At 65.0% G+C, this 14,856-nt stretch carries 14 protein-coding genes and 1 pseudogene; 5 read left to right on the top strand and 10 right to left on the bottom strand.

Annotated elements, in window-relative coordinates:
* Window positions 1-10 precede the first annotated feature (10 nt).
* The 10 genes and pseudogenes from ACFVHY_RS14195 to ACFVHY_RS14150 all read right to left on the bottom strand — a co-directional run bounded on the left by ACFVHY_RS14195 (window position 11) and on the right by ACFVHY_RS14150 (window position 9,769).
* Window positions 11-1,108 carry a maleylacetate reductase gene (locus ACFVHY_RS14195; RefSeq protein WP_390272751.1) on the bottom strand — a complete coding sequence of 366 codons (1,098 nt, stop codon included), beginning with the start codon at window positions 1,106-1,108 and terminating at the stop codon, window positions 11-13.
* A gap of 135 nt (window positions 1,109-1,243) precedes the next feature.
* A complete protein-coding gene (locus tag ACFVHY_RS14190) occupies window positions 1,244-1,996 on the bottom strand; it encodes an SDR family NAD(P)-dependent oxidoreductase (RefSeq protein WP_390272749.1) in 753 nt (250 codons plus the stop codon).
* A 221-nt stretch (window positions 1,997-2,217) separates the two neighbouring features.
* Window positions 2,218-2,304: pseudogene (locus ACFVHY_RS14185) on the bottom strand (MBL fold metallo-hydrolase); the annotation flags it as partial.
* A complete protein-coding gene (locus ACFVHY_RS14180) occupies window positions 2,279-2,563 on the bottom strand; it encodes a hypothetical protein (protein ID WP_390272747.1) in 285 nt (94 codons plus the stop codon). The gene ACFVHY_RS14180 and the pseudogene ACFVHY_RS14185, both read right to left, overlap by 26 nt.
* A gap of 188 nt (window positions 2,564-2,751) precedes the next feature.
* Window positions 2,752-3,846, bottom strand: a complete 1,095-nt coding sequence (locus tag ACFVHY_RS14175) for a 3,4-dihydroxy-2-butanone-4-phosphate synthase (protein ID WP_390272745.1) — start codon at window positions 3,844-3,846, stop codon at window positions 2,752-2,754.
* A 29-nt stretch (window positions 3,847-3,875) separates the two neighbouring features.
* Window positions 3,876-4,412: a flavin reductase family protein gene (locus tag ACFVHY_RS14170; protein ID WP_390272743.1), complete on the bottom strand. Its 537-nt coding sequence runs from the start codon at window positions 4,410-4,412 to the stop codon at window positions 3,876-3,878.
* Between the two features lie 376 nt (window positions 4,413-4,788).
* Window positions 4,789-6,747, bottom strand: a complete 1,959-nt coding sequence (locus tag ACFVHY_RS14165) for a hydantoinase B/oxoprolinase family protein (protein WP_390272740.1) — start codon at window positions 6,745-6,747, stop codon at window positions 4,789-4,791.
* Entirely contained in the window at window positions 6,744-8,777 is a 2,034-nt protein-coding gene (locus ACFVHY_RS14160; protein ID WP_390272737.1) for a hydantoinase/oxoprolinase family protein, read from the bottom strand. Before ACFVHY_RS14160 ends, ACFVHY_RS14165 begins: the two co-directional genes overlap by 4 nt.
* Before the next feature lie 7 nt (window positions 8,778-8,784).
* Complete coding sequence (locus ACFVHY_RS14155; RefSeq protein WP_390272735.1) at window positions 8,785-9,039, bottom strand: hypothetical protein; 255 nt, start codon at window positions 9,037-9,039, stop codon at window positions 8,785-8,787.
* Window positions 9,040-9,370: 331 nt separating this feature from the next.
* On the bottom strand, window positions 9,371-9,769 hold the full coding sequence (locus ACFVHY_RS14150) for a carboxymuconolactone decarboxylase family protein (protein ID WP_390272731.1): 399 nt from the start codon (window positions 9,767-9,769) through the stop codon (window positions 9,371-9,373).
* 212 nt (window positions 9,770-9,981) lie between these two features.
* Between ACFVHY_RS14150 and ACFVHY_RS14145 the strand changes: the two genes are divergently transcribed.
* From ACFVHY_RS14145 to ACFVHY_RS14125, 5 genes are read left to right on the top strand one after another with little or no spacing between them, the layout of a single operon-like run.
* A complete protein-coding gene (locus ACFVHY_RS14145; RefSeq protein ID WP_390272729.1) occupies window positions 9,982-10,854 on the top strand; it encodes an N-acyl homoserine lactonase family protein in 873 nt (290 codons plus the stop codon).
* The gene (locus tag ACFVHY_RS14140; protein WP_390272727.1) at window positions 10,847-11,812 is read left to right on the top strand and encodes an NAD(P)-dependent oxidoreductase; all 966 of its coding nucleotides are present in this window, start codon (window positions 10,847-10,849) and stop codon (window positions 11,810-11,812) included. The genes ACFVHY_RS14145 and ACFVHY_RS14140 overlap by 8 nt, the downstream gene beginning before the upstream one ends.
* The gene (locus ACFVHY_RS14135) at window positions 11,809-12,231 is read left to right on the top strand and encodes a cupin domain-containing protein (protein ID WP_390272725.1); all 423 of its coding nucleotides are present in this window, start codon (window positions 11,809-11,811) and stop codon (window positions 12,229-12,231) included. The genes ACFVHY_RS14140 and ACFVHY_RS14135 overlap by 4 nt, the downstream gene beginning before the upstream one ends.
* Window positions 12,228-13,931, top strand: coding sequence for an NAD(P)-binding domain-containing protein (locus ACFVHY_RS14130; RefSeq protein ID WP_390272723.1), 1,704 nt, complete (start codon window positions 12,228-12,230; stop codon window positions 13,929-13,931). The genes ACFVHY_RS14135 and ACFVHY_RS14130 overlap by 4 nt, the downstream gene beginning before the upstream one ends.
* Entirely contained in the window at window positions 13,928-14,773 is an 846-nt protein-coding gene (locus tag ACFVHY_RS14125) for an SDR family NAD(P)-dependent oxidoreductase (protein WP_390272720.1), read from the top strand. The genes ACFVHY_RS14130 and ACFVHY_RS14125 overlap by 4 nt, the downstream gene beginning before the upstream one ends.
* Window positions 14,774-14,856: the final 83 nt, after the last annotated feature.

Here is a 14,856-nt window from a genome sequence, read left to right as displayed (position 1 = left end):
TGTCGACCGGTCAGTTGCTCAGGGCTGGGGCCGGTCTGCCCGCTCGCGCGGCGGCCAGCAGTTCACTGATGTTGTCGGCGGTGACGGGGACGGGGTTCGACGCAGGAGCCACATCAAGGATCCGCTGCGTGGCGTCGGGGATGCCGTTCTCGTCGAAACCGTAGTCGGACAGTCGGACCGGGGCGTCGACGGCGTCATACAGATCGAGTAGTCGGGCGGTGCCCGTGCTCTTCGGGTGGTGTGGGGTGTCGCCGGTGGCGAGGGCTGTGGCCAGGCGGTCGACCACGTCGCGGGCGCCTGGTTCGTTCAACTGCAGGACATGTGGGAGTACGACGGCGTGTGTCTGGGCATGGGGCAGATCGAAGGTGCCGCCGAGTACGTGGCAGATCTTGTGGTGCAGACCCGAGCCGGCGCCGGCGAACGCGACCGCCGACAGATAGCAACCGTAGAGAGCCATCTCGCGGCTGGCGAGATCACCGGAATCGGCGACGATTCCACGCAGGGCCACGTTGAGTGCTCGGGCGGCTTCGAGGGCCAGCGCTTCGTTGATCGGGTCGGCTCGCGGTGCCCACAGGGAATCCACGGAATGTGCCAGGGCGTTGAGGCCGGAGGCGATCGACACATCCACCGGTAGGCTGATCGACAGTTCTGCGTCATAGATCACCGTGGTGGGCAGTACCACGTCGTCGATGCCGGTCGTCTTGGTGCGGTCGGTGGTGGTGCCCCACACGTTCGTGGCCTCGGAGCCGGAGTAGGTGGTCGGGACCGCGATCACCGGGAGTCCGGTGTTCAAGGCCACGGCCTTGGCCAGTCCGGTGGCCGAACCCCCGCCGATACAGATCACGACATCGACGTCGGCATCGGTCGCGGCGGTGGTGGCGGCGTCGGCGGTGCCCGCCGGTACGTGTTGGACGACATCACCCCACACCTGCACCGGGTCGGCCGCTTGCACCACGTGCGCGGCCTCGACCTGGTGGCGGGAGCTGGCGATCACCATCGGCCGCCGCCGCTGCAACCGGGACAGCTCGCCGGAGACGAACACCGCCGCCTGCCCGGCACCGAACAGAACTCGCTGACCGAGCGTGATGTGTGTGAACTGCATCGTCATATCAACTTTCTGATCTACTTCGGTGGACCCGACACGGACGCCGCCCGGCCGGACACGGACGGTCCGAGTCCGACCTGCAGCGTGCCGGTTGGAGAGAGGTCGATCCGTGGTGCCCGGGTTCCTGGGGGCCCGACGCTATTGGGCGGTCCAGCCACCGTCGATGGGCAGGACCGTGCCGGTGATGAACGCCGCGGCATCCGACGAGAGGTATACGACCGCGTCCGCGATCTCCGACGGACGCGCGATTCGCCCGAGAGGATGCTGGGCCGCGATCTGCTCCAGCAGGGTGTTGTACGACTCCAGATCGTCGCCCGTGGCGTCGCGAACGAAATTGGTGTTGATCGCCCCCGGCGCCAATGCGTTCACCCGAACGTTGTGGGGTGCGAGTTCGATTGCGAGGGCACGGGTGAAGGCGATGGATGCCCCCTTCGTCGCACCGTAAGAAGCCTGGCCGACCGCACCCGCCAGGCCGGCGATGGATGCCAGATTGACGATGGAACCCGATCCTTGCTCGACCATGACGCGCGCCGCTGCGCGGGAGAAGAGGAAGGTGCTGCGAACGTTGATGCGGTTGAGATCGTCCCATTCCTGGAGCGAGGTCTCCAGGACGGGCTTGAACAGGAACTTCGCCGCGTTGTTGACCAAGACGTCGAGTCGCCCGAAACCGTCGACAGCTGCCGAAACCGCGCTGTCGGCCACCTGCGGGTCGGATACGTCACCGACGATCGTCTGGACACCGTCGTCCGCAGCATGCAGACCGGGCAGGGTGGTGTCGATGTCGACTGCTACGACTTTGGCTCCCAGGTCACGGAACGCGGCGACGGTGCTCGCGCCCACCCCACCGGCGGCGCCGGTCACGATGACTACGCGTGAATCGTCCGTGGTCATTTCTGTTCCCTTCACTAAGAAATCTTGGAGCGCTGTTCGCTCGCAGGACTATTACTGTTGCCTCTCGATCGGTCGCCATCGGCCGACGCCGCTCCAACCGGGACGACAACTTGTCGGACCGATGTACCACCTGACCGGCACCGACGAAGAGTCGCTGACCGCAACGAGCCGTGTGGCCGACGTCGGCATGGTTGTCAGCCTCCGCGCTCCAGTCCGACAGTTCAGTGGCCCCGCGCGATCCACTCGGCGAGGTGAGGTGCTTCGCTACCGACAGACGTGGGATCACCGTGTCCGGTGTGCCGGGTCGTCCTTGCGGATCATGGATCGGCCGATGGTCGGATCGACCCGGTGACCCTCCTGTTCGGCAGTGAAGATGTCGGGGCTGACCTCGACGAAGCGGCAGTCCTCGAACCGCGTGATCACATAACGGTCGATGGCAGGCACCCAGTGCACCGGCGCCGCCTCACGCAGGCGCCCGAACACCCCGTGGGGATCTTGCTCGATCTGCGGGATGGTGATGTCGTCGGCGACGGGAATTCCGGGCGCCGGGGCAAGAGCGGTACTCATCTGTGCACGCCCTTCCGGGGGTCGCGCAGTGAGTCGGTGAGCACGGGCCTCAGGGCCCCGTCCGCGACTGGAGTGGGATTGCTCATGCCGAGGAGCACACATCGTGCGAGTGTGGTCGGACTGAACGCCATCGTGGTTGCCACTTTCTGATATGCCGGCACAGGTCGGTACTGAGTTGGGTGGGTCGTTCAGACCGAGATCGCGCCCTCATTCATCGCCCATGACAATCGGCCGGGACGGAGAGTGCGCTCAGAACTCGTATCCGTCGTGCTCGCCGCGGTCACGCCCAGCATGTTCAGAGTGCTGACCACGATCGTCGGTGTCACCACACGCGCGATGTCCGGTGAGGCGTCGAGATAGATGGTGATCTCACCTTCCGAGACGGTGTCGGTGACGTCGGCGGCGACACATGCCATCAATGCGGTCGGGCCGTCGGTTCGACGAACCGACACCGTGACTTCGGTGCTGGGTGCCATGTCCTTACCGGTCAGCACATGGAAGGGCTTGGACAACGGGCCGCCGATGACTTCGTGCAGCAGACGCGAGCCGTAGTCGACGGCGACGTGCGAGCGCATGGCCGACTCGCGCGCTCGGTGCGCGGCCGCCATCCGCAGGTCGTTGTGTGTCACCACCACCAGTGAGTGCTGTGCGGCGAACCGAACCAGCTCCTGGGTGTCGGGCAGGCCCGTCGGATCCGACTCACCGACAACAGCGCCGTACAGTCCGACGGGGGTGTGACCTGTGGCGCGGATCAGTTCGATCACCGCTTCGGGAGCGGCCGCGCCTTCGCCGAACACCCCCGCCGTACTGGCCGCCACCGGAATGACGTGACCGGGCCTGGTCAGGTCGGCGGCGGCGGTGGCGCCGTCGGCCAAGACGTGCGCGGTCCGCGCCCGGTCGGCGGCCGATATGCCGGTCCCGATTCCGACCGCGGCGTCGACGGCCACCCGGTAGTCGAGTTCGCCCGACTCTTTCGAGGCCCACACCCGCGGAAGTGCAAGCTGATCGCAGCGAGTCGACTCCATCGCCACGCAGAGGTATCCCGTGGAATGGCGCACCATGAAGCCCACCGCACCGGTGCGAGCACCGTGGGCATCGACCACCAGATGTCCTGGGACGCCGTCGGTGGTCTCGTCGACCAAGAGGACAGGCTTGCCCGCGAGCAGTTCTTCGCGTGCGTGGTGCACATGGTTCAGGCAAGTCGTCGAGTTGATGAACGACCGCCGGAGTCGCCGTGCGTCGTAGTGTTCAGCCGTGTTCCGGCGGTCGGCAACTGCGATCATCTTCCTGTCTCCTGATTCCTGAGATCTTGTCAGTTCACTCGGGAGTGGTCGCCGAGCGTGTGCCAGGCGCGGGCGTGATAGACGAGCGGGGCCGACGGTTCGGCGCTCGCGTCGAGGTGGACCTCCAGCACTTCGACGGTGACCACTGTCGCGGCACCCGCGTCGACCCTGCTGACGATCCGGCCCCGCATCCAGCGTGTGGCGGCGAGGAGAAGCGGCTCACCGGTATCGAGCCGGGTCCACGAGCTCTCGTCGGCGAAGCGGTCGATGCCACTTGTCGCGAAGGTCAATGCCACCGGCATCTGTGCGGTCGAGACCATGTGCACGACCACAGTCTCCGCGGCAGCGATGGTGGGCGCCGCGGAAGAGCTGGTCGACAACGAGAACACGATCATCGGTGGGGTCGCCGATACCGAGGCGACAGAGGTCGCCGTGAGTCCGGCCGGCCCGTCACCGGCATCTGCCGTGATCACCGCAACCCCTGCGGGGTGGTCACCGAAGACGGTGCGGTAGTCCTCCGGGCTCACCGTAATCTGTTGGGGGCCAACATGGTTGGTAGTCATCATGGTGCTCCTCGGGATGAAGGCGGGTGCGGCTCGGGGTAGATCCGAACATGTTCGAGGCTATGAGGTGAGGCTCGTCACTCGCATGGATGATGCGCGCACAGTCCTGTCGATATCGTGAAGACTCGGTGATCCCGCGGGACTGCGCCGAGTTGAGTTCGAGATCGTATGACGACAACAGCAGCTCGTGCCGGGTGGGGAAGAGGTTTGCACCCTCGAATCGCACACCTTGGTGGCTGACGGCCGGGCGGGCGGCCGTCCGGTGGCGGGCCGAGCTGCCTGTTGCACGACCGCCCGGGCCGGGCATGCCGAGTGCATGTGAGGTCCACCCACCCGTCGTGGCGCACCGGGTCGGCTCGGTACGCCTGCGTGCCCTCCGCTATCGGCGGTCACTCCGGGACTCCCGAAGCGATTGCGTCGCAACGAGATCGAGACTGAGTCCTTCGGGATCGAGATCTGGATCGCCGAGCACGATGACGCCGTAGTCGCGGGCCGCTCCGTTGATCGACACGAAGCCGTCCCGCACGTCGGTGAGAACCTTGTGCGGATCGCGCGTGAACGGATCTCCCCAGCCGCCACCGGCGTTGGTCAGATAGCGGATGACCGAGTTCGCCACCGAGTTGTTCCCGCCCGCCGAGAACGGGTAGATGAACTCGCCGCCCTCGGTTGCAGGCAGGTGGGTCGCGGGATCGATCACGCCCGCCCACGGCGTGGCAGCGCGGAAGTCGTCGTCACCGACCCCTGGGGCCCCGACCACGCCGTTCTCGGCGGGCGGATAGAGCCAGATTCCGCCTCGTGCACCGTCGTCGCCGCCGTTGGCGCCGAAACCGGCGGCCTGCTTGTAACGCAGCGAGGTCAGCGAATATCCGGCATCGACGGTCCATAACGTATCTCGGATCATCCCCGCGCCACCCCGGAAACGCCCCGGGCCGCCTGAGTCGATCTTCACCTCGTGGCGAAGCACGACCGCGGGAGTGCTCTTCTCGATGGCTTCGACCGCCGGAGCGACGCCGTTGGCCTGGTAGGTCATACACTGTGAGTCCGCGTCGCCGAACTGGTTTGCGCCATATGGTCCCACCTCGCCGCCGCACTGAAGTGCGGAGACCCACGGAGTCCCGTCCGGATTGACACCGAAGGCAGTGTGGAGGTCGGCACTGCCGCTGTCGCCGGCGATTGCCGCATCCCCCAGCGCGGCCGACAGTGCGCGAAGCATGGCGGTGAGAACGATCTGGCCCTGCTCCCAGTACATGAAGACACAACCGTCGGGCGGCAGTGCGGACAGCATTGTGCCCTCGGGCAACACGATGTCGACGTTGCGGTAGAGACCGGAATTGAACCGGCCGCGCGGAAGAAACAGATACTTCAATGCGACACCGACGGAGGTCTTCGTGTCCCACGCGGTCGCGTTGACGGAGCTTCGAGCCTGGCGAGAGGTGCCGGAGAAGTCGATCTCGATGCGCGGACCGCGTTTGCGGATCGCGACGTTCAGCGAGTACTGCTCGGTGTCGTCGACGCCGTCGCAGTCGATCTGCTCGCTGCCCGACCAGTCGCCGTCGGGAACTCGATCCAACGCTGCAGCCATCGCTTCGGCACCGAGATCGCACGCGTAGCGGATCGTGCCGTGTACCGCCGCCAGGCCGTACCGTTCGATCGACTCGACGAGGAGTTGTTCTCCCAGATCCAGACTCGAGCAGATGGTCAGCAGGTCGGGATAGAGGATGTCGGCCATCCGAACGTTGTCGAAGATGAGATTCCATGTCTCGGCGACCATCTCACCGTCGCGCACGAAGAGTCGAGGCGAGATGACCAGACCGTTCTCGTACACGTTGTGCTTGGTCGCACTGAATCCGCCGGGCGCCACGCCGCCCATGTCGAGTTGGTGGGCGTTGAGGTTCACGAAACCGGCGATCACTCCGTCCGAGAAGACCGGACGGATGAAATTGAGATCGTTGTTGTGGTTGCCCGTCCGGTACGGGTCATTGCACACCACGATGTCGCCGCGGCGGAGGTTGTCGACACCGAACTCCTCCACGGTGTTGGCCACCCCGTCGAGTGCGGTACCGGCCATCAGCACGATGCCGTTGCTCGCCGCGGCCACCTGGTAGTCGAGTTCGGGAGGCCCACTGATGGTGCAGGCGAGGTCGTAGAAGTCGCGCAGCACCGGGGAGAAAGCGCCGTTGAGCAGGCGAACACTCATGTGCTCGACCAGATAGTCGAACCGGTTGCTCAGCACGGTGGCGGTATGTCGGTCGCAACCGTATCGCGCGACGAAGCCCGCCTGATCGAGATCGCGGATCTGCTCGTCTGCAATGGGTGCCGGACGGTCTGTGACGGTCATTTGGTGGTCCTTTCGATGACGAGTTCACCGCAACGTCCGACGGTGGCGGTCTGGGACGGGAGCACGATCGTGGTGGAGAGGTCTTCGCGGATGACGGCGGGACCGAGAACGCTGGCGCCGACGGAGAGCGTCTCGCGTCGGTATTCACCCGCCTGCACCGGCTCGTCGGTCAGGAACTCCAGGGTGATCCTGCGCTCGGGCTCGACTGTGAACGGACGATGCGCTTCGACCGGGATGTACTCGACCTTCTCGGACGGCACGATCAACTCCACGCGATAAGTGACACCTTCCACCGGGATCATCTCGAACCGGTGGCCGTTGCGGTCGTCGTACGCGCGGTGAAATGCAGCGATCATGTCGCTGACGGTGTCGACGGTGATGTCACCGTCGGCCATCTCGATGAACGGTGTCTCCCAGCTCTGCCCGAGAAGTCGGCCATCGAAGCTGCGACGCACCTCGAGTCCCTCGGCGACGTCGCCCACGTGGTTGCGCAGTGCCCTCTCCATGTCCGCGAACATCTCCGCGATTGCGTCGGCATTGTCCGGACTCAGAACCATGTAGGCGCTTCGAGATTCGTAGAAGACCTGATCGGTGGACAGGAGACCCAGCGCCGAGAAGAGGCCGGGGTATGGCGGAATCACCGCGTTCTTCATGGGCAGCAGTTCCAGTACTGCCGGAAGGAGCATCGGGCCTGCCGCACCGTAGGACATCAGGGAGAAGTCACGGATGTCCACACCGTGGCGGATCGCCACGTTGAGCACCTCTTCGGCGATGTTGGCCACTGCCAGGCGGTACGCAGAACTCACCCGTTCGGAGAAGGGGACAGGGGCGTCCAGCGCCTCGAACGCACGTCGTGCGGCGTCCTTGTCCAGCGTCATCTCGCCACCGGCAAAGGCCTGGCCATCCAGGATACCCATGAGCAGGCAGGCATCTGTGACCGCGGGAACCGTCCCGCCACGCCCGTAGCAGGCGGGTCCCGGCTCGGCGCCGGCCGAACCGGGCCCAACCTGGATACCGCCCGACGGTGCCACACTCACCAGGCTGCCGCCGCCTGCCCCGACGCTGGACACCTCGGTCGAGAGCGCATTGATCACCAGGTCGTGTTCGAGTTCGAAGGTGTTCTGGATGAACGGTTTACCGTCGACGATCAACGAGACGTCGGTGGAGGTGCCACCCACGTCCGCACACAGCAGGTTGTTCTCACCGATCGCTGCACCCAGGCGTGCGCTCGAGATGGTGCCCGCCGCCGGTCCGGCGAACAGGATGCGGAATGGGCGGTGCAACGCCTCGCGCCATGGTAGGAGCGTCGCTGCACAGTCGGCGAAGTTGAGCTCGCCGTCGAAGCCCAGTCTGCGCAGTTCGGTGTCGATGTGGTGGGAGTAGTCGGTGAAGATCAGCTTCATGAACACGTCGATGACGGTGGTCGAGGCCCGGGTGTACTCCTTGGCCAGCGGCGAGGTCTCCGATGAGATCGACACCGTGATGTCTGGCCCGAGGACCTCGTGTACGAGTTCACGCAGCCGGACCTCGTGTGCGGGGTTGACGTAGCTGTTGATGGTGCAGATCGCGACACCTTCGACGTCGCACTTGCCGAACACCTCCAGCTGACGGCGAGCACCGTCTTCGTCGAGCTCGATGAGAACAGCGCCGTCGGCGGCGATCCGCTCCGCGACGCCTCGACGCAAGTAGCGTGGAATCAGAGGGCGGTTGACGTCCCCGAAGGAACGCCGCCACTCTGGGTCGGTCTGTGCGTCGAGTGGACGATGGACGTTGCCGCGATCGAGGACGTCTCGGAAACCGTCGGTGGTGAGGTAGGCGACCTTGGGCAGGCGCCGCTCGATGACCGCGTTCAGACCCATCGTGCTGGCGTGATTGAACATCGTACTGCCCTCGACACCGAGTCGACGTGCGCCTTCGACCACAGGCGCAGGCGGATTGGACCGGCTACTGGGTACCTTGGTGACCGAGATGACCCCGTCGCGAACCGCGACGACGTCGGTGAATGTGCCGCCTACATCAACTCCGAACATCGTTGCGTCACCTGCCTTTCGGGGTGGCGTTGGAGTAGGTGCCGACCGCGACCTTCGGACTGAACAGGCCGAGGCGGGAGCTGCGGGTGCGCTCGAGCGTGTACAGGCAGTCCTGACACTTGACGGCGTCCCACCAGCCGCCTTCGCTCAGTACCGGATAGGACGCCACTGACGTCGACGACCCGCAGAACGGACAGCTCACGTCGATCGCTGTGCGTTCGGCATACAACCTCGTCTGCGTAGGCCGGGGAAAGTTGTGCATTGGTCAGATTCCTTTCGTCAGCAGGAGTGCGCGAGCGTTCCGAAGGCGGCGCCAAGTTGTCGGATGATCATACAACCGTAAGTGAGATGTATCACTTCAGATGAGTTCTATCGACTGGTTCACACAGGAATCTAATGGCCGCTGACCGGAACGACATACCGTGAACGTGCACGACACTGTTGTCCGGGCGCACGAGGACCACGGGCACGCGCGGAAGCCGGATGCTGACCAGGCTTTGTCGGCCGCTCATGACGAGTCGGCTCGTCGGCATCGGACCGACAGTTGCGGTGCCGACCGCGACCGGCCGGCACCGCAGGTGACGCCTACGCGCTCAGGCGTTCTCGCGAAGCTCGGTGAGAGTCGCTTCGGCGATCCGAAACGACTCGAGCGCGGCCGGCACTCCCGCATAGATCGCAGTCTGGATGAGCACTTCCTGTATCTCCTGGTCGGTGCAGCCGTTGGTGACCGCACCGCGTACGTGCACGGCGAGTTCGTGCCCACGATTGAGCGTGGTGAGCATGGCGAGGTTGAGCAGGCTGCGGGTCTTTCGGTCCAGTCCGTCACGCGTCCACACCGCCCCCCAACAGTATTCGGTGACCAGCTCTTGGATCGGGCGCGAGAACTCGGTCACGTTGCTCAGGGACCTCTCGACATGCGCGGCACCGAGGACGGCCTTACGCATCTCGATCCCGGCACGGTAGGTCTCGTCATGGGTGCTGCTGGTTGTCATGATTCCTCCAAAGATGCAGAATTGTCTGACAAGGCTATCAATCGTCGCGGTGGGCGGTCCATACCCGCTTGCCCAGGCGGGGCGAAAACTGCACCTGGCGTGCCCCTGACCAGGTACATAGAGGAATTCGACAGAGCCTTCGCGGCCATTCCCAGGCGCTGCGGAAGGATTGTAGTAGCGTATGACAAACTTTAACGACGGGAGTTGACGTCATGAACGGCCAACCCGACGGCCTCTACGAGGTGCTGGCGGTCCGCTACGCCACGCGCGAGACACGACGTAGCCTCGTCTACCTCAACTACCACCTCTACGGCGAGCCGGACGGCCCGATCGGCATGGACTACTACTTCTGGATCGTGCGGAACACCCACCGCACCCTGGTCGTCGACACCGGCTACAGCGTCGAAGGCGGCCGTAATCGTGACCGTGGACACCTGATCCATCCCTCGGACGCTCTCGACGTCCTCGGGGTCGATCGAGGAGCCGCCACTGTCGTCCTGACGCACGCGCACTACGACCACGCGGGAAATCTCGACCTCTTCCCAGACTCTCTCGTGATCACGCCGAGGGTCGAATTCGACTTCTGGACAGGAGATCTCGCGAAGAGGCTCCAGTTTCACCACTCGGCGGAGTCCGCCGACATCGATCACCTGCGATCCATCGCCGACGAGCGACGTCTGGAGTTCCACACGGGTCACGCGCCGATCGCACCGGGTGTCGAGATGATCGAGCTCGGTGGCCACTCGCCGGGTCAAGCTATCCTTCTCGTCGAAACTGCAGACGGCACAGTGCTGTTGGCGTCCGACGCCACGCATTACTACGAGGAGATCGAACGGGACATGCCGTTCCTCGTCGTCGCCGATCTCGCCGCGATGTATGAGGGGTTCGACGAGATGAAACGTTTGGTGGTTGAACGCGACGCGATCCTCGTGCCTGGACACGACCCCGAGGTGATGACCCGATTCAGGCGGCACCCCGACGCCGAGTTCGCGGTTGTCGTCGGTCGCGGTCACCAAGCATCAGATGACGCGACAGCCACATCAGGTAACGCGACAGTCACTTCGAAGGGAATGGTTCATGAGTGACGCAACGTCACGAGACGGATCGCCGGGTGCGATCAGAAGGCCGATAGGCTTCATCGGTCTCGGCAACATGGGCGGCCGCATGGCTCGCTGCCTGGTGTCGGCAGGGCACGATGTCCTGGGCTTCGACACCCGGTCGGAGAACATCGCAGACTCGGGATCCCGTGCTGCCGGTTCCGTGGCGGAAACCGTTGACGCGAGTGACATCGTCTTGCTGTCACTCCCCCACAGTCGGGTGGTGGAAAGCGTGATGCGCGGTGACGACGGCATCCTCGCCGGCTGCCGGCCCGGCCAGGTCGTCGTGGATCTGAGTACCTCAGAACCCCGGTCGACCGTGAAACTGGCCGCCGAACTCGCCGACCGCGGAGTCACGCTGCTAGACGCGGGTGTCTCCGGTGGTGCCGCTGCGGCTGCCAAGGGCACTCTGACGCTGATGGTGGGCGGCTCGAGCGATACCCTCGAGCAGGTTCGCTCCGTCTTGGATGCGTTCTCCAACAGCATCTTCCACTGCGGCGACATCGGCACGGGTCACACCGCGAAGCTGCTCAACAACTTCCTCAATGCGATCGCGCTGTCGGCGACCGCGGAGGTGATGGTGGCCGGGAAGAAGGCAGGCCTGGATCTCCAAGTCCTCCTCGACGTTCTCAACAGCAGTTCCGGCGTCAACTTCGCCACTCTCAACCGATTCCCGTCGATCATCCACGGCGACTACCTCGAAGGTGGACTCACCAACTCGTTGATGATGAAAGACGTTGTCGCGTACGTCGACCTGGTGGCTGCTCTGGGGGTGACGAGTCCCAACTCGGCCGCCCCGCTGGCCTCCTTCGGCCTGGCGAACCAGCTCGGCTACGCAGACCGAATCAGCAACACTGTGGTGGACGCCATCGGCGATGTCTCCGGTCGGGTCCGCCTTCACGAAGTCAGCACCGTCGACGACTCCAGCAGCGAGGACGACTCATGAAACTCATCCACGGCATCGACCAGTCCGGCACTGCAGGCAAGACCGGTTCGCGGTTCAGCGGTACGGTGCACAGCTATCTGACCATGCCATCGACGGACGGAGTCACCATCAACAACGTCAACTTCGCCCCCGGAGCGCGCACATTCTGGCACCACCACGAGCACGGGCAGATCCTCCAGGTCCTCGCCGGTGAGGGGCTCATCGGCACCGAAACCGAGGTGCGTGTACTCAAGGCGGGCGACACCGTATGGTGCCCGGCCGGCGAAAGACACTGGCATGGTGCAGGAGTGGGTTCTTTCATGACCCACACCGCCATTTCGCTGGGGAGTACCGCATGGGCCGAACCTGTCGCGGACGACAACTACGCCACAGCCGGCCGCATTGCGGCTGCCGGTGCGGGGGCGGAGTTCCACAAGTGACAACCGTATCGCTCTCCCCGCCGACCATCGCCTTTCTGGGGCTGGGCAACATGGGCGCACCCATGTCCGCGAACCTCGTCGATGCCGGGTATCCGGTGGTCGGGTTCGACATCGACGTCGCCGCCCGCAACGCCTTGGTCGCCCACGGTGGCAGGGCTGCGGAGGATGCCGCCGAGGCAGCAACGGACGCGAGCGTGATCATTCTGATGCTGCCCAGTTCGGCCATCGTCGAGGCCGTTCTCGACGACCTGATCGACGCGAACGCGTTGGCCGAGGGTGACGTCGTCGTCGACATGAGCTCCTCGGACCCCACCTCGACGCGGGCACTGGCGACACGTCTTGCCGCCGATGGCGTCTGTCTGGTGGACGCTCCGGTGTCCGGAGGCGTCCAGGGTGCCGAGACCGGCCGGCTCACCATCATGGTGGGCGGTTCGACGCAAGCCTTCGATGCGGTGAAACCGATCCTCGCCAGACTGGGCACTCCTCGCCTCGGCGGCGACGTCGGGGCCGGCCACGCGGTCAAAGCCATCAACAATCTGCTCTCGGCCACCCACTTGCTGGCCACCGCCGAAGCAGTCGTCGCTGCCGAGCAGTTCGGGCTCGATCCGCAGGTGCTGGTGGAGATGATCAACTCCTCGAGTGGCCGGAGTGGGTCCACCGACAACAAGTTTCCCAACTTCATCCTGCCCGGAACGTACGACTCGGGCTTCGCGCTCGGGCTGATGCTCAAGGACATGAAGATCGCCACCGATCTCGCCGAGAATCTCGGGGTTCCTGCGCAGTTGGGTGAGTATGCCGTCTCCCTCTGGGAGAAGGCCTCGGCCGAACTCGACGCGGACGCCGACCACACCGAGATCGCACGCTGGGTACACCGTTCGGCGTCGGCGGGCGGCCCGTCGACCTCTGCTCCCGTCGCGGTTGCCGACGCGCTCGAGCAGTCCATCGTCGACATCCACGGCACGTGGGACGAGAGCTGGCAGAGCATAGCCGATCTGCGACCGGCACTGCTGAGTGCCTACGCCGACCTCGCTTCGGTTCCGTGGCGTAAGAACCATCTCGATGCCAAGACCAAGGAGCTGATCTACCTCGCCGTCGACGCTGCGGCCACTCACCTGTACAGCCCTGGTGTGCGGCAACATGTTCGGGCAGCACTCGACCACGGTGCCACGCCTGACGAGATCATGGAGACCATCGAGCTCACCACCACGTTGGGGATTCACGCGATGAATATCGGCGTACCCCTCCTGGTGGAGGTGCTGGAGGAAGAGGGGTTACGCGATCAACCCGGCGAGTTGACCGAGTACCAGCGAAGGCTGCAGCAGCGGTTCACCACCGAAAGGGGTTACTGGCACCCGTTCTGGGACGAGATGCTGGAACTCGACCCCGAGATGTTCGAGGCCTACACCGAGTTCTCCGCGCTGCCGTGGCGGACCGGGTCGCTTTCCCCCAAGGTCAAGGAACTGATCTACATCGCATTCGACTCGGCGGCGACCCATCTCTACGTGCCGGGGTGGAAGCTGCACATCCGCAACGCGATCGGATACGGGGCCACCAGGGAAGAGATCCTCGAAGTCATGGAGATCTCCAGCACCATGGGCTTCCAGGCGGCCACCACGGCGTTCCCGATCCTCGCCGAGGAGTTGGAACGCCGCGCCGGCGTTCGGGACCGGAACATCACGTCGAAAGGTCAACCGTCATGAGCATGAGAGGACTGGGCGGCAAGGTCGCCGTCGTCACCGGCGCAGCCGGTGGCTTGGGGCGCGCCGCCGCGCACCGTCTGGCCGACGAAGGTGTCCACGTGGTCGCGGTCGACCTGAACGACCAGGCCGCACGTGGCGTCGCCGCCGAACTGTCGACGCCCTCGATCGGTGTCGGAGCGGATGTCACGACCGAGGTGGGTGTGGACACCTACATGAACGCGGCCGTCGATCGCTTCTCTGACGTCGACTTCCACTTCCTCAACGCGGGCATCGCCGGGTCGGTGGCGCCTGTGGTCGAGGTGTCGGCCGCCGAGTGGGACTCGGTCATGGCTGTGAACCTCCGTGGACCGTTCCTCGGCGTTCGGGCCGCGTTCCGCCGTTTTCATGAGACGGGCTCACGCGGCGCCCTGGTGATCACGTCGTCGATCGCCGGACTGCGCGGCAGTGATGATCTGCTCGCTTACACCACCTCGAAGCACGGCGTGATCGGATTGATCCACGGCGCAGCCGTCTATGGCGGCCCGATCGGCGTGCGTGTCAACGGTATTGCGCCGGGCATCGTTCCGACCGCGATCTTCGGTCCGGCGGGACAGGAGGACATGATCCGTCGGGCCGGCACGTCGCCTCTTCGTCGTGCGGGCACGCCGGAGGAGATCGCGGGTGCGGTGGCCTACCTCCTCAGCGACGACGCCACTTACGTCACCGGCGAGATCCTGTCGGTGGACGGTGGCGCGAGTATCCAGAACACCAACCGGAACGCCGGCGGAGCCGGCCTCTGGGACATCTCGGTGACCGACGAGGCTCTGCTGCGTCGTCACGGAGGTGCGCAGGTATCCGGCTGACCTGGAACGGCCGCCTCGACCCGAGTTCTTCCGCGAACCAGATGACGGTGCCCGGGCCTTCTCGCGGCGGTCTTGGTACCTAT

Source organism: Gordonia sp. NPDC127522, assembly GCF_042672305.1.
Classification (GTDB): Bacteria; Actinomycetota; Actinomycetes; order Mycobacteriales; family Mycobacteriaceae; genus Gordonia; species Gordonia hongkongensis.
This window is presented reverse-complemented; position numbering and strand designations above follow the sequence as displayed.